We start from the raw sequence: 25,263 nt of genomic DNA, 5'->3' as shown, positions 1-25,263 counted from the left end.
ATATGGATAATAGAGTCAATTTTGATTTTGACTTAAAGGATAAAAGTTTATCCAACTCACTCAATTCAATTGAACTACCACGGCATAGATGGTATTTTTATAAAGAAGGTTTCTCTCCAATATTAGTCGAAAGAGCAATTAAGGATAATGATTTAGATTCCTCCGGACTGGTAGTGGATCCCTTTAACGGAAGTGGAACGACCACTTTAACATCTTCTCTGTTTGGTGTAAGATCTGTGGGTATTGAGGTTAATCCATTTACACATTTTCTATCTTCCGTAAAGCATATAGAAACTAATGTATCAACATTACTAAAAATCAAGGATGAGTTTTTAGAATCTATAGCAAATAAAAAACAATCTCCATTATTAGAATTTTCAACATTTTCCGAAAATTCTCGAAAGGATAGATTTTTATTTAATTCGGAAGTTCTCAATTCATTCGAAGGGGGGTGGCAATACACCACTCACTTAAAGTCAAGAAAAAATAAATCAGTTCTACAATTGGCATCGATCATTGCTGCGATGCAAAATTGTAATGCTAAAAAAGATGGTAAATGCTTAAGATATCGTGATAATTGGAAATCTAAACATTATGACTCTACCACCTATCTACAATCAGTTGAAAAAGTATTAGATTCAATGATTGATGATTTAAATTCCTCCGGTTTAAAATCTTCTACTAAACTATATAATTCTGATATACGTAATTCATTAAATAAAAATAAAGCAATAAATAATTTTAATCTATGCATTACATCTCCTCCATATTTAAATACTTTCGATTATACTGATATTTACCGACCAGAATTGTTTTTAGGTAAATTTGTATTAAATCAAGAATCTCTCTATGATCTTCGTTTGAAGACAGTACGATCTCATATTCAGGCAAAATGGAGAAAACCTCTTGGTAAAAATTATGGGATAATTTTTAAGAGAATTTTAGAAAATTTAAATTCTCAACCCGAAAATTTAATGCATAAGAATATTCCATCTATGATTCAAGCTTATTTCGAAGATATGGAAAGAATTCTTCAAGCTCTTTATGTTAAAGCAGCCAAAAATTCAGAATTATGGATAGTAGTTTCTAACTCTGCCTACGCGAATATTGAAATTCCAGTTGATCTAATTTTAGCTGATATCGGTTCAACTACAGGTTGGAAATTAAAGGAAATTGGCGTTCTGAGGAACGTGAGGAAGAGAAAAACAAAGTATAGTCCAGACGTAGAATTTTTAAGGGAAAGTGTAGTTATTTTAAGAAAGTCCTTCTAGTATAATAATTATTAATGCTATGTAATATTAAGTTTGATTGCAGTCTTCGATACTGATAAATGTTTTGATATATAGCTTCATCCCAATTACTCAAAAATCCCAATTCTAAAAGCACACTGGGGCAATAATTAACCATCTCCTGAAGCACCTGAAAATTCGAAAACTTCACTCCCCTACTCTCAAAACCCAACTTCTTATTCAGTTGATCTTGAATTATAAACGCAAGCCAGGTAGCCTCAGCGGAATATTTAGATTTAGAATTAGCCACATATACTTCAATACCTCTCGCGTTTGGATTATCAGAATGATTGCAATGCAGCGAAATAAATAGATCTGCATTTACGGCTTTTGCCAATTTGGTTCTATCGGACAACGAAACCAAGGTATCACTATACCGGGTCAAATAAATATCTAACGGAACTTCTAAATTCTCATTAAGTCTCAAAATTTCATTTGCAATATTCAACACCACATCCTTTTCCTGGATACCATATATTCCAACGGCACCTGAATCTTTCCTGCCGTGTCCGGAATCAATGACTATTATTTTTTGATTCGGAGTTCCCTGCCCGAAGATGAGACTCATTTTCAAGAGCAAAATCACAAAACTGACGTTTTTAAGAGCTTTTTTCATTTTCAGTTTTCGGGTTATCAACAACTTACCTATTGAACTTCATAGAATTTGATATCAAATAATAGCAACGGAATTCAAACAGCATCAATTTATATTTTATTCACAAATATCTGATTTACAGTTATTTAAAATCAAATATATGTAATTTTCCTTTAACGAAAACAACACAAAAATCTAAACTGTTCCGTTATGAAAAAATCAATCTATTTGGCAACTTTTGTTTCACTGCTCTCAACGTCCCTTTTTGCACAAATTGGGGGAATTGAAGATTCCGTTAATGATGTTTCCGATACCATCAGGACCATCTTCCCTATTATCCTTGGGGTTATTTTCCTAATTGGATTTCTTTTTAATGCCGGACATTTCTTTGGCGAAAATTCGGATCTCAAAAAAGGGATTACCCGTGTGCTGGTCTTTGTACTCATTGCGGGAGCGGTAGTCGGCATCTTTACCTATCTAATCACCATTGTTGTGTAAGCCCCTCAGATGCTTTTAAAACTATGCTTAATGAAAAAATTCGATGTTTACAGAAATATGAGAAAAACGGCGATCATTTTTGGATTACCCTTGTCCCTGTTTGCCATGATGATGGTTTCTATAGTGGCTTCGCTCCTGGTGATTATCTTCTCCTTGAGCTTTGGTATTATCATAGGAGTCTTAAGCTTCAATTCTGCCCTTTATATCGCTTTAACGAGGATAACAAACAATCCGCAACTCTTCCAACTGGAAGGTTCCTTCCCTAACATCATCAGCAACCGAAAAAATTCAGGCTTATATTATGAAAAGGATTAACCTATCAACATACCGGCCTATCGCGGATATTCAGGACAATATTATTTTTGCCAACAATGGCAATGTGGTTCTCTGCTATGAAGCGGTACTGCCTGAAATCTATTCTTTATCCGAAAAAGATTTTGAGGATATCCATGGCGCCTGGTTTCAGGCGTTGAAATCGCTTCCAGTTGGCACGGTCGTTCACAAGCAGGACATCTATATAAAGAAAAAGTATTCTTCGGATAAATTGTCGAATCAAACTTTTTTGGAAAAGGCAACCCATGATCATTTTAAAGAAAGGGAATATATGCAGCATCGTTGTTTCTTATTCTTTATCCTAACCAAAAACAAGGCTCTTAATAATCCAAAATATATCAATCCGTTTCGCAATATCTCAAAGGCGGTTGTCAGGGAACTTGATGATAGCGTAAACAGTTTTATCGGTGCCGTCAGCGATTCTGTTTCCTTTATCAATAACAGTCGTAAAATAGAACTTTTTCCGCTTAAAGCAGAAGAGATCGATAGCCTGAGCGACGGATATTTCAATGGCTTTAATGAAGGCTTTGATACCGATATCTTACTGGACAAAAAGAATGTCAATATAGGAGAAAACTATTTTGATGCGCTGGCCATTAACAGTGAACTGTGCTTTGGTGAAAGCGTACAAAGTAGCAAGACCAATGAGAAATTTACTTCAGACGATTTTGTATTTCACCAGGGCTTTATTGATGGATTAGGGCTTACCCTGAATGAAAACCATATCGTCAACCAGATTTTATACCTGGATGATAAACATAAGTGGCGTAAGCTGCTGGATAAAAAGGTCGAAGAATTAAAAAAGAGTTCCAATTTTGGTTCTCAGAACAAAGTGGTGCTTGGTAAAATCCAGCATATCCTGGATCGGATTAATGCCGATGACAACGCTCGCATAATACGTGGTCATTTAAACATTATCTATTGGGATCGTGAAGCTAAAAATCTGGACAGGATTGCTTCAAAGATTAAAACCGAATTCAAAGAACTGGATATTCTCCCCTACTACCCCAGAGGTGAGGAACGTAAAAATTATATACTAAACAGTTATTGCTGTTTTTCGTCCAACTTTTCCAACGAAGATTTATATGTAACCGATTTAAAACATGCTCTGTGCCTGTTTATTAATAATACAAATTATAAGTCTGATCCTACCGGTATCATCTTTAATGATCGGGAACATAATATTCCCGTGCTCAAAGATGTCTGGGACGAGAAAAAGAAACGGATCAAGGCACGAAATTTTGCCATTTTTGCCCCAACCGGTGAAGGCAAATCTTTTTTGGCCAATAATATCCTGCGGCAATATTTTGAAAGTGGGGTGCGTCTGGTCATTATCGACCTCGGTGGATCATACACCAAATTCGCTAAACTATATCCCGGAAAATATACCGTGCTACGTTACGAAAGCGGAAAGAACCTGGGTATTAACCCGTTTTATATCCATACCCAGAATGATCTAACACCGGAACGTCTGGAAGATTTATCGGTGTTCCTGTTTGAATTGTTCGCTTCAGATTTGAAGGTAACTAAGGCACAATCGGTTTCTATCAAAAAGATATTACGCCACTATTATGAATCCACTCCTGAGAACCATTCTTTGGATGGCTTTTATCATTTCATCGAAAGCAATCAAAAAGATCTGCTAAGTAAACTTAAAATCCATCCCGACTACTTCAATATTACCAACTTCCTGCACATAATGTCGGAGTATGTTGGAGATGGTCTATATAGCTTCCTTTTTGAGGTTAGCGAAGACCAGACCTATAAAATCGAGGACAAACGCCTGATTGTTTTTGAACTCGACGAAGTAAAGGATAACAAGGAAATTCTTTCTGTGATGTTGAAGCTGATCAAGTCGGCTATTCAAAGAACGATATGGAAAAACAGATCGGAAAAAGGAATTATCCTATTCGATGAATTTGCGAAACAACTGAAATTTGAAAATGTACTCGAAAGCGTGGAATTCTATTACCAGGCGATCCGAAAACAAAACGGTGCTATCGGGATCATTTTACAATCTATCAACCAGCTACCGAACAATTCCACTTCAGCGAGTATTCTGGAGAATACACAGGTGATTTACAGCCTTCATAATGAAAAAGGTTATGAGGAGCTGGTAAGACGATTAAACCTCTCCACACATGATCTCAACCAGCTAAAGTCTATTAAGAACAATCTTACAGGACCCAGAAAATACACAGAAATTTTTATAAAGATCGGAAAGCAAAGCAATGTTTTTCGGCTGGAAGTACCTAAAGAAGTTTACGCAGCTTACCTCACAGATGGACAAGAAAACGACACCCTAATGAAGCTTTATGACAAACATAAATCTATGGAACAAGCAATAATTGAATTCACCTTAAAAACTTAAAACTATGCAAAACAACATCAGAATTTTAGTAATGGCAATAGCTCTTGCCCTATTAATGCCTGGCCGTGCTACGGCCCAGGGGATGCCGGTTTATGACAACACCAATTTTATTAGCCTGGCCAAATCACTAATCGAATCGGCAAAACAAACCTCGCAACTGCTTAAAACGGTTGAATTCCTCAAACAGCAAAAAGAGAATCTGGAAAAAGTAAATAACGTGGTCAAGCAACTGAAAGCGGTTCGGGAAATTGCGGCAAACAATGAGCGACTTTTTGATGTAGTACGCGATGACTTAAGAGAGATCCTGAATTCTCCATATATCAAACCTGAGGAGGTTACGCGTATTTCAGAATCTTTTAATGCCATTATAGAGAATTCCCTGGACGATCTGGACTTTATAGAGCAGATTTTATCCAGCGATTACCTGAAAATGACCGATGCGGAACGCGCGGCTATTTTAAAGGAAAAAGAACTTCAATCCAAAGAGATGGTTTCAGAAATCCAACTGAAAACCCAGCGCTACCGAGACATCATTTCCTTTCGGGAAATGCAGGACAAAATCAATAATCGGGAAACAGACTATTAAATAAAGGTTATGGGTATTTTTTTAGGAATAGGATTGGAATATGTAGATGCTGTTTTTCAGGTTATTAAAAACAGTGACTTTTCGCAATACACTATTGCAGGGATGAAAACCCTTGCCGTGCTTTTTTTTCTGGTGAATATTCTAAAAAAATACAACGAAGGGATTGCCGATAAGGAAGGCTATACATGGGGACTCAGCCCGGGAGAACTGGCAAAGAATTTTGCGGTGGTATTGTTGGTCATATTCTCAACGCAGGTACTCGGCTTTTTTGACAGTATCCTGGTGGCTATAGAATCACAGTATAAGGACACGGCTCCCGCCCTTATTCCGCTCCAACTTCAGGATATTGATTTGGAAACCGATGTGGGTCCACTGGAAGTTGCGACCAAAGCAATGTCCCTTCTTTATGATGCACTGGTAACTCCTTTATATCCGGTAAAGGTGATTTCGTTTGTGATTGGTTTATTCCTATGGGTATTGGACCTTTTTATCTATCCGCTGTTTTTAGCTGAACGATATTTCTTGCTTGGGATCATGCAGGCATTCTTTCCCCTGGTTATTAGCCTGGCCGTATTTGAAAAATTCAGGGAGATGGCCTACAATTTTTTTAAACTGTATGCTGCGGTTTATATGCTGGTCCCAGCATTCTTTTTAGTCAACATCTTTGTAAATAATCTTTATGCGGAAATCAATACAAATTTCTGGTCGAATCTATTAGGAAACTCTACCGATAATAATATCATTAAAATCATTGTGGAGGCAGGATCTATCGGCTTTATCGTTTTTTTAAAATTTAAGCTTTATCGACGTGCTACTTCATTCACATTTAAACTTTTCACTTCTTAATTCATATAAAATAAAACAATATGAGAACAGCTTACAGAAATATCTATTCCGTCCTAAAACTCAATCGGTTTATAGTAATGGTGGTTGTACTTCTTGCCCTGGGATCAAGTGGGTTCTCGGGATTGATGGTGTATGACATATACCGAAAATCCATGAACAATGCATTCGCCATCAATACTGATGGATCAGTTATTCCCCTGAAATGGGTCGCCCAACAGGAAAATCTGAAAGTTGAAGCCCTCGCCCAGCTGGAACTCTTCCATACCTATTTCTATAATATAGATGCCAGCAACTATGAAAAGAACTTAGAAAAAGCATTATGGCTGGGCAATAGCTCGGTGGATAACCTCTATCGGCAAAAGAAAGCCGACGGGGTCTATAACCGGTTGATACAATATTCCCTTGTCCAAAAAGTACTGAGTATTGAATCAGAACTTGATTTGTCGAATGAACCTTATCAATTCAGAAGTACCATCAATTTTGAAATCAATCGAGGTACGATCACAGATACTTATGAACTGGTTTCCACCGGAAACTTATTAGTTGTAGATCGCAATTTTCCAAATAATACACACGGACTTCTTATCACGAATTATTTTGAAAACTCCCTTAAAAAACTCAATAATGAAAATTGAAAAAAATAAAATCGTATTTGCTTCGGTACTAGCCGTAGTGATCCTATTTATTGTGGCATATTCATTTACAATAATGTCTGACGATGATAATGAAAATGATAACCTAAGACAAACTACCGTTCCTGAAATAGGCAATGAGCAGGAAGAATATTCTTCAAAACTGGATGCTATCAATGCCTTAAAAGAAGTGAAGGAAACCAATGCGCCCAGCATCTATAATCAAAGCCTGATAGACACCGCCGGCTTTTACGATCCAGATTTGATAGATAAAGAAAAACAACGCATTGTAGATAGCATTTACGATTCCGGGCGCATCATTTATTCAGACACTCCTTATCGAAGTGCAGTTTCAGTATTCATCAAAAAAAACACGGCTGATTCCTCTTTACCTAAAGCGACTACGATAATTTCTGCTAAAGAAATAGGTTTGGAACACCAGCTCTTTTTCAGTTCAAACCCCTCCGAAAATTCAGAGCTTGGTTCATCAGATACCGATAACGTGATCTACGTTGAAGTGGATGGAACCCAGGTGGTCAAACAAAATTACAGGTTACGAATGCGCCTGAGTGAGGATGCCAGAATAAATGGGATGCTCGTCCCTAAAAATACCCCCGTTTTTGGGTTTATAAGCTTTCAGCCAAACAGGGCATTGATAGAAATTGAGAATATCAACCACAAGCCGGTGAAACTTAAAGCATACGATCTTCAGGATGGCAGCGAAGGCATCTATGTGGAAAACAGTTTAAGAGCCGATGCTACCCGGGAAGTTATAGATGACCTTGTACAGGACATTAATATTACCGGGGTACCACAAGTTAGCGGTATCAAAAAAGTATTTCAACGCGATAACCGGAACATCAAGGTGACGGTAACCAATACCTATAAACTCATTTTAAAAGCCCCAGGGCATTAATTCACATTACTATGAAAAATCTAATTATTGCTTTAAGTATACTGAGTGTTATTCCTTTCGGAAATCTGAATGCTCAGGAGGAATTATCAAGGCTTCCTAAAACCCTTATTTTGGATACAATCTATGCCAACGACACAAAGAATGTCGCCCTGTTTTTTCCTGATCCTATTAAACAGGGAATAACCGGTTCAGAAAATTTTGTATTTACCTATAATAGAGAGAAGGAACAGTATTTTGGCTTATTACAGGCCAAACCGGGAGAAGACAGTAATTTACTCATTATCAATACAAATGGTTCTGTTTTTTCGTATATTGTAAGGTACAAACAGCAACTGAACAAACTAAATTATTTCATTTCCAGGACCCAAAGTATTGGGAATGAAAAACCTGTTTTAAAAGAAAGTAAGCCAAAAGACAGTTTTGGAAATCAAACCGAAAAAAGCGATTTATATTATAATAGGTTTAGTGAATTTCTTCTTGACAGAAATCAAAAGATTGGCAGGATAAAAAAGCGTGCTAATGGAATTGTCTTAAGTATAGAAAATATAGTATTTGATAGGTCAGCACTATATTTCGTTATTGAAATAGAGAATACCTCTTCCCTGGATTATGATCTTAATTTTCTAAAATTTTATATAGAAACAAAGAAACAGGGGAAAAGAAAATCAATTCAAAAATTGGTAAAACAGCCAGTCTATACACATCAGGTACCATTAAAAGTTTTGGAAAATGAAACGAGAAGAATGGTGTTTGTACTTCCAAAGTTTTCTTTGGTAAATGATAAAAAAATGGTGGTTGAACTCAATGAACAAAACGGAGAACGAAGTTTAAAATTAAATGTAAAATCAAAATTTATTAATAATCCTAATTAGTATTGTTATGAAAAAACTAATCTGTCTTTTGATCCTTATATCTGGGATTTCCTGTTCCGAAAGTGATCAAATGTCCCACACGGAAATCGCTAAGTTGGTTGCGGAAAGCTTTATAAATAAGGATATTGGCACTTTGGAAAAATACACTACTTCACAACGTTATCGGTCTCTGGTTTCGGTACAGGAAATGGTTACTTCCACATATTCAGGCGATACAAATTTTGAGGTAGTTCGGGATACGGTTTATAGCGATACGGCCTAGGTAAAATTTACAACTTTCCATGAACAAAAACCCGAGACTTTTAAATTGATAAAAGAAGGCGGTCAATGGAAAGTAACCGAAACCGGTTTACGGGAGCGCAGTCCTTTTTAAAAATCACATTCTTGAAATAATATTTTCCTTTAACCACTGGAAAGCTGCTTTCTGGTCATAGGTTATTTCCGGTCTTAACAAGCCTTCCATATCCCCGGCAAAGCCCGGATCATTTTCTTTAGCTTCGATATTTTGAAGGAACTCTTTTTGTGAGGGGGCTTTTCCAACCGAAAATTCCATATATGCGTTAAAACATTTGATTATTTCATCTAAATCAAGTTCCATATTTCTTCTTGAATAATCCAAATCGAATAAATCCCTTCCTTTACTGCGCTGATACAGTGCCCTTAGTTTTGTACCTAAAAGTTCATTGATGCTATAGGTAGTAATAGCGGCGTTTCCTTTAAACCAGGGGTTATCAATTTCAAAGGGAAAATCGACCCATTCCAGTACATTAAAATGCTCCTTGCAATTGATCTCCAGTTTAAGGCGGCGACGTTCTTCTTCATATTCTGAAGTAAATCGATATAAAGCCTTTGCACCGTGTCCTTTTATCTGTGTGCGCCTGTCTTCTTCAAAAAAGGTGATCACCTCCCCTATCCGCTTCATAATAGGTTTAATGGGGCCTTCTTTAATTTGTACCAGGTCTATATCTTCGGAATATCTTGGAGCGGGATCCAGATATAATTTATGTAAGGCTGTACCACCTCTAAAAGCTAAATTATCCCGTAGAAAATCATCAGAAAAAATTTCTGCCAGTGCCCGGCTAATAATCAAATCCTGTTCTACCTGTGCAAATTCTTTCCATGGAGCGTGTTCCTGCCATTGGGCTATATAAGGTTTTGGGATCATATATCACTTTCTAATTGCAGGTTAACATCTACTTTCCATTTGTTGTCAACGGCACCAGGTTTTTGTGCAGTATCGGGTTGTAATAAAACAGGATAAAACTTTTGTTTACTCAGGTGTGCAAAAATAAGATCATCCAGACCATTATTTGCATCTAATTCTGAAATTAAAAAACCTAAACGCTGCAAGGTTGCTTTGTGATCAAACCAGTCGAGTAGATCTTCAAGATCATTTTGGGTTACTTCTTCCAGTATTTCTTCTATCGTGGAAAGCATCCGGTTGATACCGCCCAGCTTATTTTGATACCGAACAAGATCTGCCAGAGTAAGTGCCGGACTCGAAATATGATAGATCCCGGCATCTGATCTTTTAGAAACAATATTCCTTTTAGGCCAAACGGAAGTCGTTAAAAACCGGATGTCGATGGCTGATTTCTGAATGTCCAGAAGTTTAGGTGTCTGGGACATTACATAATCTCGCTGTGCCTGCTGGTGGCTGGCTCCATATACTTTGGCTGCGCTATAAAACCCCAGGTAATATTTGCGTTCTAAATAATCAAACAATTTATGGATATAAAGATTGATGGGTAACTTTCCAAAGCTGGAGTATCTGGGCGTCAGTATTAAATAAAAACCCTGACGAAGATTGATGACCTCACCCTTTTCAATTAAACGGTCAAGTTCTCTTATAAGTGCAGTTTTGCCTTTATCGGTTTCTTTTAAAAGTTCGGCCAGCGAAAAGGAATATTCCTCAACACTTAAAAGCATGTTTATATATTCGGATGCAGACATTTTAGTATTTATTCGACAAATATACCTAATAAAGGTGTAAGACTTAAATAAATACTATAATTCTAATAATCAGTATTATAATAATTCAAATTTTCGACAATACCGCTTTAGAAAATCTATTAACAGATTTTTGTGAAATTCTTCAGATTCGGTATCATTGGTCCTGTCCAGTAAATCCTTAAGACTATCTTTAAACTGCTCAATTTGGGAGCGATGGGGTTTTAATCTTTAAAAATCCCTTATTAAGTGCCTTTCGGGGCTTAAGTAAATTAAAACTATTCGAATCAATTTCCTGTTCGGTCATGCAGAAATGAGGTTAGTATTAATACAGAGAGCTTGTAGGAAAGACTCTCTGAATCGGAAAAATCATATAGTATGAATAACCGATATTAATTTTTAACAATATATAAGGAAGATTCAAAAGTTATGCTTCAGCATTAGAAAACCTTTCAACAAGTAAAAGTTAATAGAAATACAGCTGAAAAAGATGGGAGTTAACTAAATATCGACCTAGCCTCCTCGTAAATCCTCTCGAAATTAGCCTCTATTTCAGCCTGTGTAAAAAACTTGGAATCATCCGGTAAAGCTCGTTCAATCTTTGGGATTTTAAACTGTACTTTTTTATCCTTTCCATCGGCATACGTAATAAATTCGCCTTGTTTTAAACGAAAGAAGGAATCGGCTCTTACTTTTGCCATTTCACGCTCTCCTATAGATATTTTAGTATCAAAATCCAGACCTTCTCCTCTCATAACTGTTCTGGTCTGCCCTTTTACAATTTCAAAAAACCGTTCATAATATTTAGCCGTGTCCGGGTCGTTCACTTTTCCAAAAAACTGATAGGACAGATTGGCCAGAATAGCTTTGCTGGCTTTATCGCCGTACATCATATCATTCTGGATCTTATCCTGCATTACATACACCGTAGCGATATCATAGCTCCTCAAGGTAGCCGGGATTCTGTGCATATTCAATAATCTAATCGTGGAAGCCTCTTCCATTAAAAGGAAAGAAGGATTAGAGTTCCGAACACTCATTTGCTTGGTAATAGTATGCAGTATAGTCGCTATTACAGGAGAATAGGCAGTTTCATACTTGGGATTGTTCACCAGGGAAATAACCGCTGGATTTTCCGGATGATTTATATTGAGGGGAACTTCATCTGCAGATAAGGCCATAAAAATCTGTTTGGTGCTGATCTTTTTAAGGGCATTTGCCAGTGTACTTTTTACCCCTGCCGTCTGCCTTTCCGAATCTTTTCCGCTAATAAATGCGCTGGACATGGCGCGGGAAGTAGGATTAGTCTCCAAAAAAGCAATCAGGCTATCGGTATCCAGAATTTGATAAATCAGAATTAAATGTGGCAAGCTGCAGTATTGTGGATAGGAAGTCTTCAGTTTCCACATAAGTCCGCCTACCAGGCCTTCCGCAGCATCATTAAAGAACTTATTGGTACCGGTCGCACCAGATTCCTTTTGCTCCAAAAGATTTTCAATGAGCACCCTGGAAATCTCGTTCACACTCTCCTCATTTTCCAGATATCTGGGTGCGATTGGATTTACTTTATGCAGTATTTTATCAAAGGAAACCACATAAAAGGGAATATCAGGGTTATTGAAAAGCGGACAGGCCATTTCCGTAATTTCAAAATCTTTATAATCGTGGATCACCCCACTAAAGGAGTAGTTGCTGAAATGTTTTAAAAAACCATGCACTATACTTTCAGTTTTACCACTTCCGGCAGCTCCAATAATCGAGGCACCCCGCATGATATTTTTAATTTGAAATTTTCCGTGGTTTATTTTAAAAACCACCTTGTATTTTGCTTCAGAAGCCCCATCATCGTCCCTATTACTGAATACATAGAGGGCGGTATTCCCCAATATTAACGGACAGCCATAATAAACTACGAGACTAGATAAATTGCTTAAACCCAGACCTGGGTATGCCATAAGAAATAAAAATAGGACGGTGATCCCCAGGTTAATCATAAAAGCGAACTTGGAGATCCTGTAAATCAGAAAAAACAGGATGTGAAGTACTAACAGCATGGCAATTATAGTAGATAGCGTCGTCATCATAATTTTTAAATTAAATCCCTATTGAACCGGAGCGGATGGCCGTATTCACACCTTGTTTTATTTTATTGATTACTTTTAAAGCCAACTGCACCTTATTGGCGGGGATCTTTGGTAGCATGGGCATCCCGGATTCCCTTAACATCTTAACCGCGATTGCTTTTTCACTGGTCGGTAAACCAATAAGTGCGGAGAAATACATTTTCGGATTTTTGATAAACTCTTTCCTGGCCTGATAGGTTTCGACAAAATTTCGTTGATACTGAAAGGTTCTATCAAAAGTTTGTTCTGCCCTGGAAAAAAACTGATCACGGTCAAAACCCCTTTTCACCAGTTTCCCGTTCATTTCCACTTCCGAAGACTTGTATTTGCTTCCCGGGGACAGACTATAGGAATTGGAGGTATCCTTTCGGCTAACAATAATGTGGATATGGCTTTGGTTGCCTTCCTTGGGCATCCCCTGAACAATTCGTTCCCCACCCTGCTCATGTGGTGCCTCCTTTTCCAGCTTCGCGATCCTTTTTTCAAGACTTGGAATATTACCCTCTATTTCACCACGTTTAATTTTTTGAATGTCGTCTTTGCATTTTAGAATTTTGGTGGCATAAGGCTGGTTTTCTTTTACCTGACGATCCGTTCCTTTAAAAGCCCGCTGATGTTCGATTTTTGCATAATATTTAATATCATTAGCTGTAATGGCCCTTCCACTGATTTCACGGTTAAAGCATGCGGCATAATCCTTTATAAGCTCACGGGTATAGCGTTTGAGATCTTCACTACTGTTTTGCAATCTTTTTAGTTCATATGGAGACGGACATACGGTAATGGCATAAAACTTAGGCTCGACTTTCTTCAATTTTGCAGTATTCCCATCAATTTCCTGAACTACTTCCTTCGCAGAAATATCCTCCCTGTCCTGATTAAAGAAATGTTCCAGATCCTCCTGCTCTACACCTTCATTCTCTTTTTCCAGATAATCCACATAATTCCCTGAACTCTGTGAAAACGTGCCGCCTAATTTTTGAGCTGAAATAGTGATGTACATGATTCAGTTTTTTAATATTTATTCTGATCTTCCTTCCGGGAACTATTTTTTTCCAGGATCAGGGTTTTCTTTTTCGGTTCATTCACTTCCAATAGGGATTGCAAAATGGCCAGGGTGGGATTGGCCTTATTTTTTTCCACATCCTTCATAATGGCGATAATGGCATTCATTCTTTTTTTCAATGAGTTTTCTATTTTTCTTCCAGTTGGACCTAATTTTTCTTTCGGAGAAATCTCGTTGTAGAAGAAAAAATCAAGCATGGTAGCCAGGGCTTCTGAATGAGTTTTAAAATGGGTACGTGAGAATTCCTGAAAACGTTCCGCGGTTTTTTTCTTAAATCGAATATTCTTAAAAGGCTCCATATGTTCGCTGTTTTTATCAATTTGCCGCAAATACCTGCCTGTTTATTAGGGTTTCCAGCCCATTTGCCGCAAATTTCAATTTTCAGGAATTCTTGAACGATTTTAAACAACTGATTTACAACGTTTTAAAATGAAAAGGCAATGTCTAACATCGCATCGCGTGTTACCCTCTTGCTATTCCTTTTTGTCCCGCCAGGCGGACAAAAAAATTATACAATCTGGCTAAACGCCAATTGCCTTTTTCTTAGAATTCAAGATTCCTTATAAAATAAATTGATGGGTATAGGGAGCAGCGAAAGTCAAAATAGTAGGCTCACTATACGTAAATATAAACGCTGAAGATCAGCATCTTAAAGATAAGGATTTTTTACCAATTGAAATTTTCAAAACATAAAAAAACATCTCTGGAATTTCAGAGATGTTCTTTAGCTAATTTTTTTAAATATATAATAGCATTTAAAGCATGCCTTCATCTGCAAAACTAAAATAATCACCATCGGGGGTCAGTATTAAATGATCGAGGATTTTAATATCTAAAAGTTCCCCTGCCTTTTTAATTTTTTCGGTCAGGCGTTTATCCGCCTCACTGGGTTTTAAAGTTCCTGAAGGGTGATTATGGGAAAGAATCATAGAGCAGCTAAGGCTCTTAAGAACAACTGCAAACAGAATTCGCAGATCTACGAGGGTGCCGGTAATCCCACCGGTAGAAACTTCAAAAATACCCTTCACTCTATTGGCATTATTTAAGAGCATAACTTTAAAACATTCCTGCAGTCCTATCTGGTCTTTATTCCACATATCAAATAATAACTCTGCGGCATTTACTGAAGATGTTATTTTTGGTGCCTGCGAGATTTTAAAATTACCCTGATATTTTATCGATATTTCATTAACTTGTGCTTTCATTTTAATTTGATTTAAAGCGTTGAAATGAAAAAAGAGGGCGTTACCATGAGCAAGTTCCAGCCCTCTTTTATTTAACTGCTAATGAGTATCGTTATTAGCATTCCCGCCACCCAGCAAAAGAATTTCACTGGCTACCACTTCGGTTATGTATCTTTTTTCTCCTTCCTTATTTTCATAGGAGCGATTGGTTAGTTTACCTTCAATGGCAATTTCTTTACCTTTGGCCACATAACTTTCTACGATTGCAGCGGTTTTGCCCCAGGCTACGATGTTATGCCATTGAGTATCCTGTATTTTTTCTCCCTTTGAATTTTTATAAATTTCATTAGTAGCAATGGAGAAACTGGCTACTTTTTTACCACTTTCAAGATTTTTGATTTCCGGGGTTTGTCCCACATTTCCGATTAACTGAACTTTGTTTCTAAGCGTTTTCATAATTAAAAGATTTAAAGATTAAAAATTGATTTACTTATTATATCCGGAGCTTTTCTTTTTTGATTTTTTTGTTCTACTTCCGGATAATTTTGTTTTTATTGATTTCATCACGTTCTTATTTTGATTTACTTCCTATAGAGCCGTATGCTGTTTCCTTTTTGATGCTGATTCATTTTCGGCATATAGAATTAGAGAGGACTTATAAAAGGGCAGACGAAGTCAACCGGCTTATGCAGTCCGGCTAACTTCTATATGCTGGTATTTTGCATTTATAAAAAGGAAAAAACAGTAACGGTTGAGAAGTAAATGGAGAACGGGAAAATGAAAAACAAAACCGGAAGGAGAAGAAATTAAAAATATCCTACCCATTAATTACATCTCGTAAATCCGGGAATAGTAAATTGTTGGAATTTTTATCGAAACGAGAAGATATATATATCTTAGGTACTGATATTAAAACACTTATGCCTATTTATATTTTTGATATTATAATACAAGCAGTCTAATTCATCCTTAAGGAATAAATTATCTATATATTTTCGCGCTTAAAAAAAATCCTCAAAATAAGATCTAATTTTATTTCTAGTCCATATTCTGCAAACGAATTGCGTTGAGGATAGCTAACATCGCAACTCCAACATCGGCAAATACGGCCTCCCACATTGTTGCCATTCCGAAAGCACCTAAGACCATAACGGCTAATTTAACACCAAATGCCAAAGCAATATTCTGCCACACAATTTTTCTAGTGGATCGGCCTATTTTAATGGCCTGTGCGATTTTAGAAGGCTGGTCTGTTTGAATGATGACATCTGCAGTTTCAATGGCTACATCGCTTCCCAGACCACCCATTGCTATGCCAACATCACTTGTTGCAAGGACAGGCGCATCGTTAATACCGTCACCTACAAAAGCAACTTTAACTCCTACCTGTTTTCTTAAAGATTCTACTTCATCGAGTTTATCTTCCGGTAACAATCCACCTATGGCCTGATCTAATCCTATTTCTCTACCAAGCTCTCTGGTAATAGAATCTTTGTCGCCAGAGAGCATTATGATTCTCGATATTCCGGTTTTACGAATTTCTTTGATCGCTTGATGTGCATCTTCTTTCAGCTCATCAGCTATAGTTACGTAACCAGCAAATTCACCATCAATAGCCACCAATACCACAGATTCTACAATATTATTTATTTCAGTAGGAGATATGATATCGTGGGAATCCAATAGTTCTTTATTGCCAATCAAAACAGATTTACCTGTAACTATTCCTGTTAATCCCTTTCCTGCAACCTCACTTACCTGGGATGCTTTATAAGCTGAATTATCTTTTTTATACTCTATGATAGCCTTAGCTATAGGATGAGTTGACTGTTCCTCTATCGCCCAGAGGTATTTCATTAATTCTTCTTCCGTAATTTCAGGGCTACTTACAATTTCCTTTATTTTAAAAACTCCTTTGGTAAGGGTTCCAGTTTTATCCATTACAACCGTATTTATTTTGGTCATGGTATCCAGAAAAGATGCGCCTTTAAAGAGGATTCCGTTACGAGACGCTGCACCCAAACCTCCGAAATAACCTAATGGGATAGAGATTACGAGGGCACACGGACATGAAATTACCAGAAAAATTAATGCCTTATAAAACCAATCCTGGAATATATAATTATCAACAAAGAAGTAGGGTAGAAAGGTTAGGCCAATCGAAAGGAATACAACTATTGGCGTATAAACCCTGGCGAATTTTCGGATGAATAATTCTGTTTTTGACTTACGGGCTGTGGCATTCTGAACCATATCCAGGATACGGGCAATTGAACTGTCCTTAAATTCCTTTGTGGTTTCAATTTGAATAACATCATTAAGATTAATGCTTCCGGCAAATACGGTTGAGCCTTTTGCGATAGTATCTGGTTTGCTTTCCCCTGTAAGGGCCGCCGTATTTAAGGAGGCTTTATCAGATAACAGTTTTCCGTCCAATGGAACTTTCTCCCCTACCCTAACTTGAATTTTTGAACCAATTTTCACAGATTCAGGTGGCACCGAAACATAATTATTATTTTGATACAGTAAGGCTTCATTAGGTCTTACATCCAACAAGGCCTTGATATTTCCCTTTGCTTTTTTTACAGCTGAACCCTGGAAAAGTTCACCTACCGTATAGAATAACATTACGGCTACCCCTTCGGGGTATTGACCAATAATAAAAGCACCAATTGTAGCAATGGACATTAAAAGGAATTCTGTAAAGAAATCCCCATTTTTGATACTTTTCCAACCTTCCTTCATCACAGGTAAACCCACGGGTAAATAGGCCACAGCATACCAGAGGATTCTGATCCAGCTGGAAAAACGGGAAAATGTTCCCAGGTAATCTAATAGAATTCCTATAATTAAAAACAGGAAGCTAAAAATAGCTGGAATGTAAACCTTAAAACTCGGTTTGTTTGCAACCAATTCTTCCTCATTACCAGCCATACTTCCACAACAATCTTCTGATTCCTGAATAGAACAGGAAGTTTCTTCTGAGATAACTGAATTCTTTTCTTTCATAACTTCTAATTAGTATCTAATTCCTGATATGGCTGGTATTCTTTATCTCCAAATTCTTTTTCTATCTGAATGGTAGTATGGGTTATTTTAAATTTATCGCGTAGCTGATTACGGATATCATATAGAAATTGATCTTCATATCCGTTAGGAACTACTAAATGGGTAGAGAGGGCAGTTTTAGTTGTACTCATAGCCCATATATGTAAATCGTGAACGTCTTCTACCCCTTCAAGGTCTTTTAAAAATTCCTCAACTTCGTCAATATCAATATTTTTTGGAACCGCGTCTATCGCTATTTTAACCGAATCACGAAGAAGGCCCTAGGAACTATATAAAATAACCAAAACAATTATTAAACTTAGCGCAGGATCTATCCAGGTTAAGCCGGTATATTTGATGGCGAGATCACCAAGCAGTCTGACAAAGACTGCGATGGCGATTTATGTAATGTACTTATTTATAAATTATCATTTTTATTCTATAATCCTTCTATTAACCAATTCCATTTCTGTGCCTTCCTTACACTGTGCATCTATACTGTCACTGCCCAATTTCTTGATTAACGGGTTTTAAAGATCCGCCATTTCACCTTTTAGATGGCTGTAAAATGTAACCGTATCATTGTCTTCATCTGATCTATACTGTAAGCATTTAATTGGTTTAACTTTAAACCTTGCAAGAACCGGACGGGAAAATTGGTTTTATTTGTAGAAGCAGTTGAAAACGAAAACAGCCAATAACCTGTAACCTTTATTTAAAGGCGGCATGCCTATATCAAATGCAGTCATTTGTTAATTTTCAATATTCTTGGTTTCCTCATCTAACTTCCCTTCAAATTTTGGCACAGGTCTATTTCGCCTTTCACTTTCGGTTTCAACAATTCCGTTCTTACGTATATCCTTAATCAACCACTGCATTTCCATAATTTCCCTACGCTGTGCCTTTATGATTTCGTCGGCAAGTTTCCTAACCCTGACATCTTTTATTTGAGACCGTTCGCTAGTTAAAATGGCTATAGAGTGATGGGGTATCATTCCTTCCATGTAGTCAACACCTGTAACAGTTACTTGGCTTCGGACTAGCCATATTCCACTTACAATCAATAAAAAACCCAAACCTAAAACCAAAACATTCTTTTTTCGGTCCTTGTACATTTGTAGCATGTAAAGCAGCATAATTATGACCATTGACCCGCCCATAATCAGTGTCATAAAAAACCTAGTCTCGCTGTACCAGAAATGATCTATAATCTGATATGAATGCGTGTACATTAAAAAAAACATTGCGACCATTGAGGTTGCAATCATTGCAAAAAATTTACCGTATTTTCCTTTGTTGTTCTGTTTGTTTTCCATTTTGTTTAAATTTAAAATTAAAGATTTAGTTAATGAGTGGTATACACATCGTTAAAAAAAGTAAGCGAGCATCCCTACAAATTTTGTGTATTGATTTTTCTTTTTGTGGTCATTTGAATTTTCCATAGTAGTTTAATTTATAGTTAATTATTTGCGTCGTGTTTTAATTATTTTTCTAATAGTTGGTGAACTGGTGTACCAAAGTAGAAATTCACTTAAAACCGTTATCAAGCCTAAAGCGAGAAAGCTCTTAGCACTATATTTGGTCAAATTCTAAATCGGTCAACATATCGCGTTCTTCCACTTTGATTGCTTCTTGTTCTGTGAACTCTTTTTCCTTGCTCCTGTAAGCACATGATAAAGCTCAGGCTCATTAATCCAGTAATCGGATGTATCCGCTATTTCAAAAAATTCTAATGATTGAATGGGTTCCTAATATTTAGTTGAGAACTTCCCAATAAATCTGAAAATGCATTTTGTTCAGGAATCTCTTTTTTGAAATGATCACCGTGTATTTCATCGATTTCCGTCCAACTGAAATAGATACCGCTTATTGTCCACATCAAAAACTGTATGCGTAGGAAGATGCCCAAATTGCGATGTGCCATTCTAATTTTTAGGACTGTTTTTCTTTCGACCATTTAGCTATCAATTTTTTTGTTCGTAATTGCAGGGCATTCGGAGTTACAGATACCGAACTAAAACTCATTGCCAGTGCAGCTATCATCGTGAGAGTAACAATCCCTTAACTCCTTTTTTGATGAAATGGTGTAAAGACTACTGTTATCATCATTATTGCTCATTCCTTCAAAACAATGAATCTCATCCACATCGAAATCCTCCGTATGCAACTTTAATTTTAATGCCCTACATTCAATGTTTCCCGTACATAAATTAAAATTATAGGCATAACCATGCTCTTGCAAATAATTAATTATTTGGAAAAGGGTGTCAAATGTTTTCACAGCTACGATTTTTTTAAGAAACGTATTCATACATTCATTTTATTTTACGTTTCTGGAAGACGAATGCATTTTGGTAATCTTCCATTGGCTGTCAATTTTTTTAAGGATTGAGGTTGCCACACCTTTTTTCTTTATTGTTCGTGTATTACCATTTTCGTCTGGGTTGAGGACTATGGTATATATGTATGTTTCTGTAGTAAAGGCATAGGGTAAATCTACACTTGCATCAATTTCATAATCTGAAAACTCAAATTTTTCGAAATGCCCCAATTCAGGCCCCAAATGATGCTCAATATAATGAGCATAGGTTCCTTCAACACCACCAGATTCAAATACTTCAGATTCTTCTGTAAACAGGTCAAAAGTACCTTCGGTGGTTAGGTTTTGTAGCGCATCCTTATAGGTTTTCATCACATTTATGACTGCCTCTTTTTCGATATTCGTTTCATTTTGACCATATCCCAATGCTGTTACAATTAGAAATAGTGCTAAGATTGTTTTAAGATTTGATGTTTTCATAAAATTTGATTTTTGGTTATTTATTTACTTTAATCCTATTTACATTGGCAATACCAAACACCAATACAAAAAATCGTACAGTGACCTCCAAGATGACCAATGTTTTTGCGGTTATGCTTATAGGTACTATGTCACCATAGCCTACCGAGGAAAATGTAATTAGGCTGAAATAGAACATATCAAAAAATGACAGGGTAGTAGCTGGATTGTCACCGTATTTAAAATGGGACGATTCTATTAGATATAGCGCACAATAGTCAACTGAAAAAGAAATTACGATAAGCGCAATTAAGTATCCAAAAAGGGTTAATACGTGGATTAAGATGTGGCTTTGCCCAATGATTTTCATCAGTTGATTGAAAGCTAAAGCAATGATAAACCCGATTTTGGTTATTGTTAGGCATATCAATATTATTTCGGCAATTGATGTCTCAAGTTTGGGCACCAAATAGAGTTGCACTGCACTGGCAATAAGCACTACAGCTATCACATAATTTGAACTGTTGAATAACTGCCCGTAAAAAGCGGTTGTTGTTTCTATGTCTTTTTCCTTGCTCATTTAGTGGTTATTTACATATATTTTGTCATAGGTTAATGTTTGGTTCTCACTTACTTTCTTTATTATATATTTTTTGTCGATAGCCGTTCTATCTTTTAATCCCATTGACCTTAACAATTCAGCAAATGCTTTTATCGTATTCTTGTGATAATTCGCCACTTTTATCTTTTTATCATCTATTACGAGAGATGCTACCCGTGTTGGGTTCATTGTGGTAATACCGGTTGGACAAGTATCAAGGTTGCATTTTAAGGATTGTACGCATCCCAAGGCAAACATCATCCCCCTTGCGCTGTAGCAGGCATCGGCACCAAGTGCCAACATTCTATAGATATCAAAAGCCGATATTATTTTTCCTGCTGCCATTACTTTAATCTCATCGCGCAACCTATACTTTTTAAGGATGCCGTTTGCGAAATGGACGGCTTCAATTATGGGCATACCCGCCCAATGTAAAGATTCCATATGAGCAGCGCCAGAGCCGCCTTCAGCGCCGTCAATGGCTATAAAATCTGGATAATTTTGCTTTTCGGCAAAGGTTTTTACCATTCTTTTAAACTCATCTTGTTGGCCAATGCACAATTTTATTCCCACAGGTTTTCCATTGGATAGCTTTCTCAATTTTCTAATGAAGCGCAGCATTTCAATGTCATTGGCGAATGCCGAATGAAATGCTGGAGAATGGATTTCTGTTCCCTTCTCCACCTCCCTGAATTCGGCAATTTCCCCAGTGTTCTTCTTTGCCGGCAAAATGGCCCCAAAGCCAGGTTTGGCACCTTGGGAAATTTTTATCTCAATCATTTTAACCACCTCTTCGGTGGCGATTTCCTTGAATTTTTTAGTATCGAATTTTCCATCTTTGGTACGGCATCCAAAATACCCTGTACCAAATTGGAAAATAATATCTGCGTTATATTTTGTGTGATAGGGGGTAAAACCACCTTCGCCCGTGTTTTGGGCAAAACCCGCTATTTTGGCCCCACCGTTCAAGGCGAGGGTGGCATTTTTGCTTATAGAACCATAGCTCATTCCAGCTACATTCAATATGCTTGCAGAATAGGGTTTGGAACATTTTGAACTGCCTATGGTAACCCTGAAATCATCTTTAATTTCCTTTGCGGGATACGTAGAATGGGTAAACCATTCCCTGCCTACTTCATCGTATGGTATTTGTGTTCCAAAAGGTTGGTTTTTGACTGCATCTTCAGCACGCTTGTATACAATTTCCTTTTGAATCCAATTAAAAGGTTGCCCTTCGATACGGTTGAGCAAGAGGGTTTCCTGAACCACGTGGCGCTGTTCTTCAAGAAGGTTTGTAACCCTTCCTAAAAGCGGATATGTTTTTTTAATATTGTCGGATTTTTGAAAATAGTCAATTAGACCCAAAACGAGGAATGGAAGTAGTATCAAAGCCAACCACCACAAATGTGGGTATAGCATGATTATGGCGGCTAACGCCAAAACCAATATGATGCTCGTAATAACAAATCCATTTCTCATTTTATTTTTAATGTGAGTGTCCACCACTTTCATTATGCCCTTCTTCGGCTTCATTACCCAAATATTTCCCTTGTGGGCCAACCCCTTCAATATACACCAGTTGTGCACCATAATGACCGGCCTGAGAGACGGAAAAGGCCGAAAAAGCCATCACCAACAACACAGCAATCTCAAAGCCCCGTTTTAGTTTTAACCAGAACAGGCTAATAACTTTCAAAACTGCTGCCAATGCACTCGACCAGATCGTCCAGTTGGCGTATTTATCGTGCTGTTCCAATACTTTTTTGGCCATTTCGGTAAGTCCCTCGGTATGTGGATGGACCAACGTACCCGCCGCATAAGCGCCAATGAAGCCTGAACCTATAACCAATAATATGACCCAGTCCAGCGAACGTTTCAACACAAATAATTGAATCAGTTGCAATATGACAGCGAACAGCAACAGCACAATAGGGAAATGCACGACCATTGGGTGCAGGTTTGGAAATTCATCGAAATTAGCTTTAGTATTAGCTTGTAAGGTGGGAACAGAGTTACTTGCAGCCACAGTTACATCGGCTTCCTCATTTTTTATTTCTGTCGTTGTATTAGAACTTGTAGAATTATTTGCGGCAAACGCAATCGATAAAATGCCAGTGTACGCAAAAATTAATAAAGTGAAAAATAGTTGTGTTGGTTTCATTCCTATAGTTTTTAATTAGTTTCCGGTTAATTGCAGCCATAAAGCCGCCATAATTATAAGGGCTATAATTCCATAAATGATATAGTTGAACCATTTTTTAAAACCACTTTTTTTTTGTTCTTTTTCATTTCTTATTTTGCAGCAATCTTTCATAGGCTTACTTTTTTTTGTGCCTGTCAAGGGAAGGGGTTTTTTCAACTAACTTAATTAAGAAGACCCTTCCCTTACAGGACTTTTATACTACCTTCAATTGGAAAAGATTAACCAACTAACCAATCAATGAAAAAAATTCCTTTCCTATTTTCAGGTAGGCATCTACATGGTAAAAGTTTCTTATAAACTTTTTTTAAGTTGGGTCATATATTCTATGATCTCTTTTTTTTCCGATTTTGAAAATTTTGCGTCCCTATGAATAAACGTATAGGAGGCCAGTGGCATTTGATCATCTTCTATCTGACTGATGATCGACCGCAGTTTGCTGGTTTTTCTTCGGTCGGAAAAATCTCCCCATTCATTGAAATTTAATTCCTTTTTTCCTTCTTCAATATGGTTTTCTAGAAACCAGGCCACTGGCTGTATTTTGTTGTACCAGGGATAATTGGTATTGTTACTATGACAATCATAGCAGGAAACCCGCAACGATTTTTCGACCGTTGCGGGTACATTGTTCACAAACATAAAATCGGTTGGCGGCACCGTTTCGCCCTGGTTGTAATCCACAGGAAAAAATTGAATAGCCAATAAAGCCACCAATGCTATCCACGCTATTGTCTTAAAGATTTTCAATTAGTTAATCTCTTTTTGCATTTTTCCACATCCCGGCATTCTGCTGCCCATATATGGGTTTTTGATTTCTTCGGTACTACTTAACCATTGTGCACCTTTATTATCGTTGTACATCGGACAATAATCCTGATATAATTTTATATTGGTACCAGTTATAGCAATCATATCTATCATATCTTTGCTTAAAATATCGAAATGCTCCCTTTGATGAGCTATAGGGCTTTCTGCTATATGTTCTGCGTGTTCCTTTGCATCCTCAATAATATCAGTTAATTCCTGTTGTTCTTCCGAGGAATAACCATTCTTATCGAAATTTTCAAAGTCGGTCACCAACATTCCTCCTGCTTCTGCAGCATCTTCTTGGTTGTCTGCTACAAGTGCATTTTTGATTTTAAGGTAGTTATTTATAATTGCGGATGACGCGTCCTTACCTGAATTCTCACCTCTCATTCTTTCTGATCCATTGTGATCCTGTTCATTTTCCTGATGCATTTCATTGCTCATTGGCTTTGACTTTTCGGGGTCGTTCTTGTTTGCGTCCTTACAGGAAACTGTTATCATCATTACGGCAGCGAGTGCGATTGTGTACATTGTGCTTTTAATCATTTCTGTTTTCATTTTATTGTG

Annotated in this window: 28 protein-coding genes and 1 pseudogene; 10 read left to right on the top strand and 19 right to left on the bottom strand. The window is 37.1% G+C overall.

All coding sequences use genetic code 11. The features are described 5' to 3' along the window. Positions 1 to 2: 2 nt before the first annotated feature. A complete protein-coding gene (locus tag RM553_RS07070) occupies positions 3 to 1,271 on the top strand; it encodes a hypothetical protein (RefSeq protein WP_311534250.1) in 1,269 nt (422 codons plus the stop codon). Here RM553_RS07070 and RM553_RS07065 read toward each other — a convergent pair. Next, a complete protein-coding gene (locus tag RM553_RS07065) occupies positions 1,249 to 1,905 on the bottom strand; it encodes an N-acetylmuramoyl-L-alanine amidase family protein (RefSeq protein ID WP_311534249.1) in 657 nt (218 codons plus the stop codon). The two genes, RM553_RS07070 and RM553_RS07065, sit on opposite strands and share 23 nt — an antisense overlap. Positions 1,906 to 2,094: 189 nt before the next feature. Here RM553_RS07065 and RM553_RS07060 point away from each other — a divergent pair, with 189 nt between their 5' ends. The 9 genes from RM553_RS07060 to RM553_RS07020 are packed head-to-tail and all read left to right on the top strand — an operon-like array spanning position 2,095 to position 9,200. Next, positions 2,095 to 2,382, top strand: a complete 288-nt coding sequence (locus RM553_RS07060) for a hypothetical protein (protein ID WP_311534248.1) — start codon at positions 2,095 to 2,097, stop codon at positions 2,380 to 2,382. 30 nt (positions 2,383 to 2,412) lie between these two features. Continuing rightward, positions 2,413 to 2,697 carry a hypothetical protein gene (locus RM553_RS07055; RefSeq protein ID WP_311534247.1) on the top strand — a complete coding sequence of 95 codons (285 nt, stop codon included), beginning with the start codon at positions 2,413 to 2,415 and terminating at the stop codon, positions 2,695 to 2,697. Further along, complete coding sequence (locus RM553_RS07050; protein ID WP_311534246.1) at positions 2,684 to 5,086, top strand: TraG family conjugative transposon ATPase; 2,403 nt, start codon at positions 2,684 to 2,686, stop codon at positions 5,084 to 5,086. The genes RM553_RS07055 and RM553_RS07050 overlap by 14 nt, the downstream gene beginning before the upstream one ends. A 4-nt stretch (positions 5,087 to 5,090) precedes the next feature. Further along, positions 5,091 to 5,672, top strand: coding sequence for a conjugal transfer protein (locus RM553_RS07045; RefSeq protein WP_311534245.1), 582 nt, complete (start codon positions 5,091 to 5,093; stop codon positions 5,670 to 5,672). A 9-nt stretch (positions 5,673 to 5,681) separates the two neighbouring features. Next, positions 5,682 to 6,518 (top strand): hypothetical protein, encoded by an 837-nt coding sequence (locus RM553_RS07040; protein WP_311534244.1) that lies wholly within the window; start codon positions 5,682 to 5,684, stop codon positions 6,516 to 6,518. Positions 6,519 to 6,538: 20 nt separating this feature from the next. Then, the gene (locus tag RM553_RS07035; protein ID WP_311534243.1) at positions 6,539 to 7,153 is read left to right on the top strand and encodes a conjugal transfer protein TraK; all 615 of its coding nucleotides are present in this window, start codon (positions 6,539 to 6,541) and stop codon (positions 7,151 to 7,153) included. Continuing rightward, the gene (traM, locus tag RM553_RS07030) at positions 7,143 to 8,066 is read left to right on the top strand and encodes a conjugative transposon protein TraM (protein ID WP_311534242.1); all 924 of its coding nucleotides are present in this window, start codon (positions 7,143 to 7,145) and stop codon (positions 8,064 to 8,066) included. The genes RM553_RS07035 and traM overlap by 11 nt, the downstream gene beginning before the upstream one ends. An 11-nt stretch (positions 8,067 to 8,077) precedes the next feature. Then, entirely contained in the window at positions 8,078 to 8,938 is an 861-nt protein-coding gene (locus RM553_RS07025) for a DUF4138 domain-containing protein (RefSeq protein WP_311534241.1), read from the top strand. Between the two features lie 7 nt (positions 8,939 to 8,945). Then, a complete protein-coding gene (locus RM553_RS07020) occupies positions 8,946 to 9,200 on the top strand; it encodes a hypothetical protein (RefSeq protein ID WP_311534240.1) in 255 nt (84 codons plus the stop codon). Between the two features lie 114 nt (positions 9,201 to 9,314). On the opposite strand, the gene RM553_RS07015 is transcribed toward RM553_RS07020, so the two are convergent. The 18 genes and pseudogenes from RM553_RS07015 to RM553_RS06935 form a co-directional block, all read right to left on the bottom strand. Further along, positions 9,315 to 10,103, bottom strand: a complete 789-nt coding sequence (locus RM553_RS07015; protein WP_311534239.1) for a nucleotidyl transferase AbiEii/AbiGii toxin family protein — start codon at positions 10,101 to 10,103, stop codon at positions 9,315 to 9,317. Further along, entirely contained in the window at positions 10,100 to 10,891 is a 792-nt protein-coding gene (locus tag RM553_RS07010; protein WP_311534238.1) for a type IV toxin-antitoxin system AbiEi family antitoxin domain-containing protein, read from the bottom strand. Before RM553_RS07010 ends, RM553_RS07015 begins: the two co-directional genes overlap by 4 nt. Positions 10,892 to 10,966: 75 nt before the next feature. Then, positions 10,967 to 11,101: pseudogene (locus tag RM553_RS19725) on the bottom strand (DUF7149 domain-containing protein); the annotation flags it as partial. A 284-nt stretch (positions 11,102 to 11,385) separates the two neighbouring features. Then, the gene (locus RM553_RS07005; RefSeq protein ID WP_489752714.1) at positions 11,386 to 12,972 is read right to left on the bottom strand and encodes a type IV secretory system conjugative DNA transfer family protein; all 1,587 of its coding nucleotides are present in this window, start codon (positions 12,970 to 12,972) and stop codon (positions 11,386 to 11,388) included. 10 nt (positions 12,973 to 12,982) lie between these two features. Next, entirely contained in the window at positions 12,983 to 14,014 is a 1,032-nt protein-coding gene (gene mobB / locus RM553_RS07000) for a MobB family relaxase (protein WP_311534237.1), read from the bottom strand. Between the two features lie 11 nt (positions 14,015 to 14,025). After that, positions 14,026 to 14,376: a BfmA/BtgA family mobilization protein gene (locus RM553_RS06995; RefSeq protein WP_311534236.1), complete on the bottom strand. Its 351-nt coding sequence runs from the start codon at positions 14,374 to 14,376 to the stop codon at positions 14,026 to 14,028. Between the two features lie 456 nt (positions 14,377 to 14,832). Continuing rightward, positions 14,833 to 15,282, bottom strand: coding sequence for a JAB domain-containing protein (locus RM553_RS06990; RefSeq protein ID WP_311534235.1), 450 nt, complete (start codon positions 15,280 to 15,282; stop codon positions 14,833 to 14,835). 78 nt (positions 15,283 to 15,360) lie between these two features. Next, complete coding sequence (locus RM553_RS06985; protein WP_311534234.1) at positions 15,361 to 15,717, bottom strand: single-stranded DNA-binding protein; 357 nt, start codon at positions 15,715 to 15,717, stop codon at positions 15,361 to 15,363. A 582-nt stretch (positions 15,718 to 16,299) separates the two neighbouring features. Further along, the gene (locus tag RM553_RS06980; protein WP_311534310.1) at positions 16,300 to 18,195 is read right to left on the bottom strand and encodes a heavy metal translocating P-type ATPase; all 1,896 of its coding nucleotides are present in this window, start codon (positions 18,193 to 18,195) and stop codon (positions 16,300 to 16,302) included. Between the two features lie 80 nt (positions 18,196 to 18,275). Beyond that, positions 18,276 to 18,539 carry a cation transporter dimerization domain-containing protein gene (locus RM553_RS06975; RefSeq protein ID WP_489752715.1) on the bottom strand — a complete coding sequence of 88 codons (264 nt, stop codon included), beginning with the start codon at positions 18,537 to 18,539 and terminating at the stop codon, positions 18,276 to 18,278. Between the two features lie 522 nt (positions 18,540 to 19,061). After that, complete coding sequence (locus RM553_RS06970) at positions 19,062 to 19,625, bottom strand: DUF305 domain-containing protein (RefSeq protein WP_311534232.1); 564 nt, start codon at positions 19,623 to 19,625, stop codon at positions 19,062 to 19,064. Between the two features lie 698 nt (positions 19,626 to 20,323). Further along, on the bottom strand, positions 20,324 to 20,620 hold the full coding sequence (locus RM553_RS06965; protein WP_311534231.1) for a phosphoribosylpyrophosphate synthetase: 297 nt from the start codon (positions 20,618 to 20,620) through the stop codon (positions 20,324 to 20,326). Between the two features lie 9 nt (positions 20,621 to 20,629). Beyond that, a complete protein-coding gene (locus RM553_RS06960) occupies positions 20,630 to 21,109 on the bottom strand; it encodes a nuclear transport factor 2 family protein (RefSeq protein ID WP_311534230.1) in 480 nt (159 codons plus the stop codon). Positions 21,110 to 21,125: 16 nt separating this feature from the next. Next, positions 21,126 to 21,668: an ion channel gene (locus tag RM553_RS06955; RefSeq protein ID WP_311534229.1), complete on the bottom strand. Its 543-nt coding sequence runs from the start codon at positions 21,666 to 21,668 to the stop codon at positions 21,126 to 21,128. Further along, positions 21,669 to 23,222, bottom strand: a complete 1,554-nt coding sequence (locus RM553_RS06950; protein ID WP_311534228.1) for an FMN-binding glutamate synthase family protein — start codon at positions 23,220 to 23,222, stop codon at positions 21,669 to 21,671. It lies immediately after the preceding gene. After that, entirely contained in the window at positions 23,176 to 23,850 is a 675-nt protein-coding gene (locus RM553_RS06945) for a DUF2231 domain-containing protein (RefSeq protein WP_311534227.1), read from the bottom strand. Before RM553_RS06945 ends, RM553_RS06950 begins: the two co-directional genes overlap by 47 nt. Before the next feature lie 333 nt (positions 23,851 to 24,183). Continuing rightward, positions 24,184 to 24,636, bottom strand: coding sequence for a heme-binding domain-containing protein (locus tag RM553_RS06940; RefSeq protein ID WP_311534226.1), 453 nt, complete (start codon positions 24,634 to 24,636; stop codon positions 24,184 to 24,186). After that, a complete protein-coding gene (locus RM553_RS06935) occupies positions 24,637 to 25,242 on the bottom strand; it encodes a DUF3347 domain-containing protein (protein WP_311534225.1) in 606 nt (201 codons plus the stop codon). Positions 25,243 to 25,263 lie beyond the last annotated feature (21 nt).

Origin of the sequence: Autumnicola tepida (assembly GCF_031846485.1) — a bacterium.
In the GTDB taxonomy this organism is placed as follows: Bacteria; Bacteroidota; Bacteroidia; order Flavobacteriales; family Flavobacteriaceae; genus Autumnicola; species Autumnicola tepida.
Note: the sequence above shows the minus strand (reverse complement) of the source record. Positions and strands in the feature narration are given on the sequence as shown.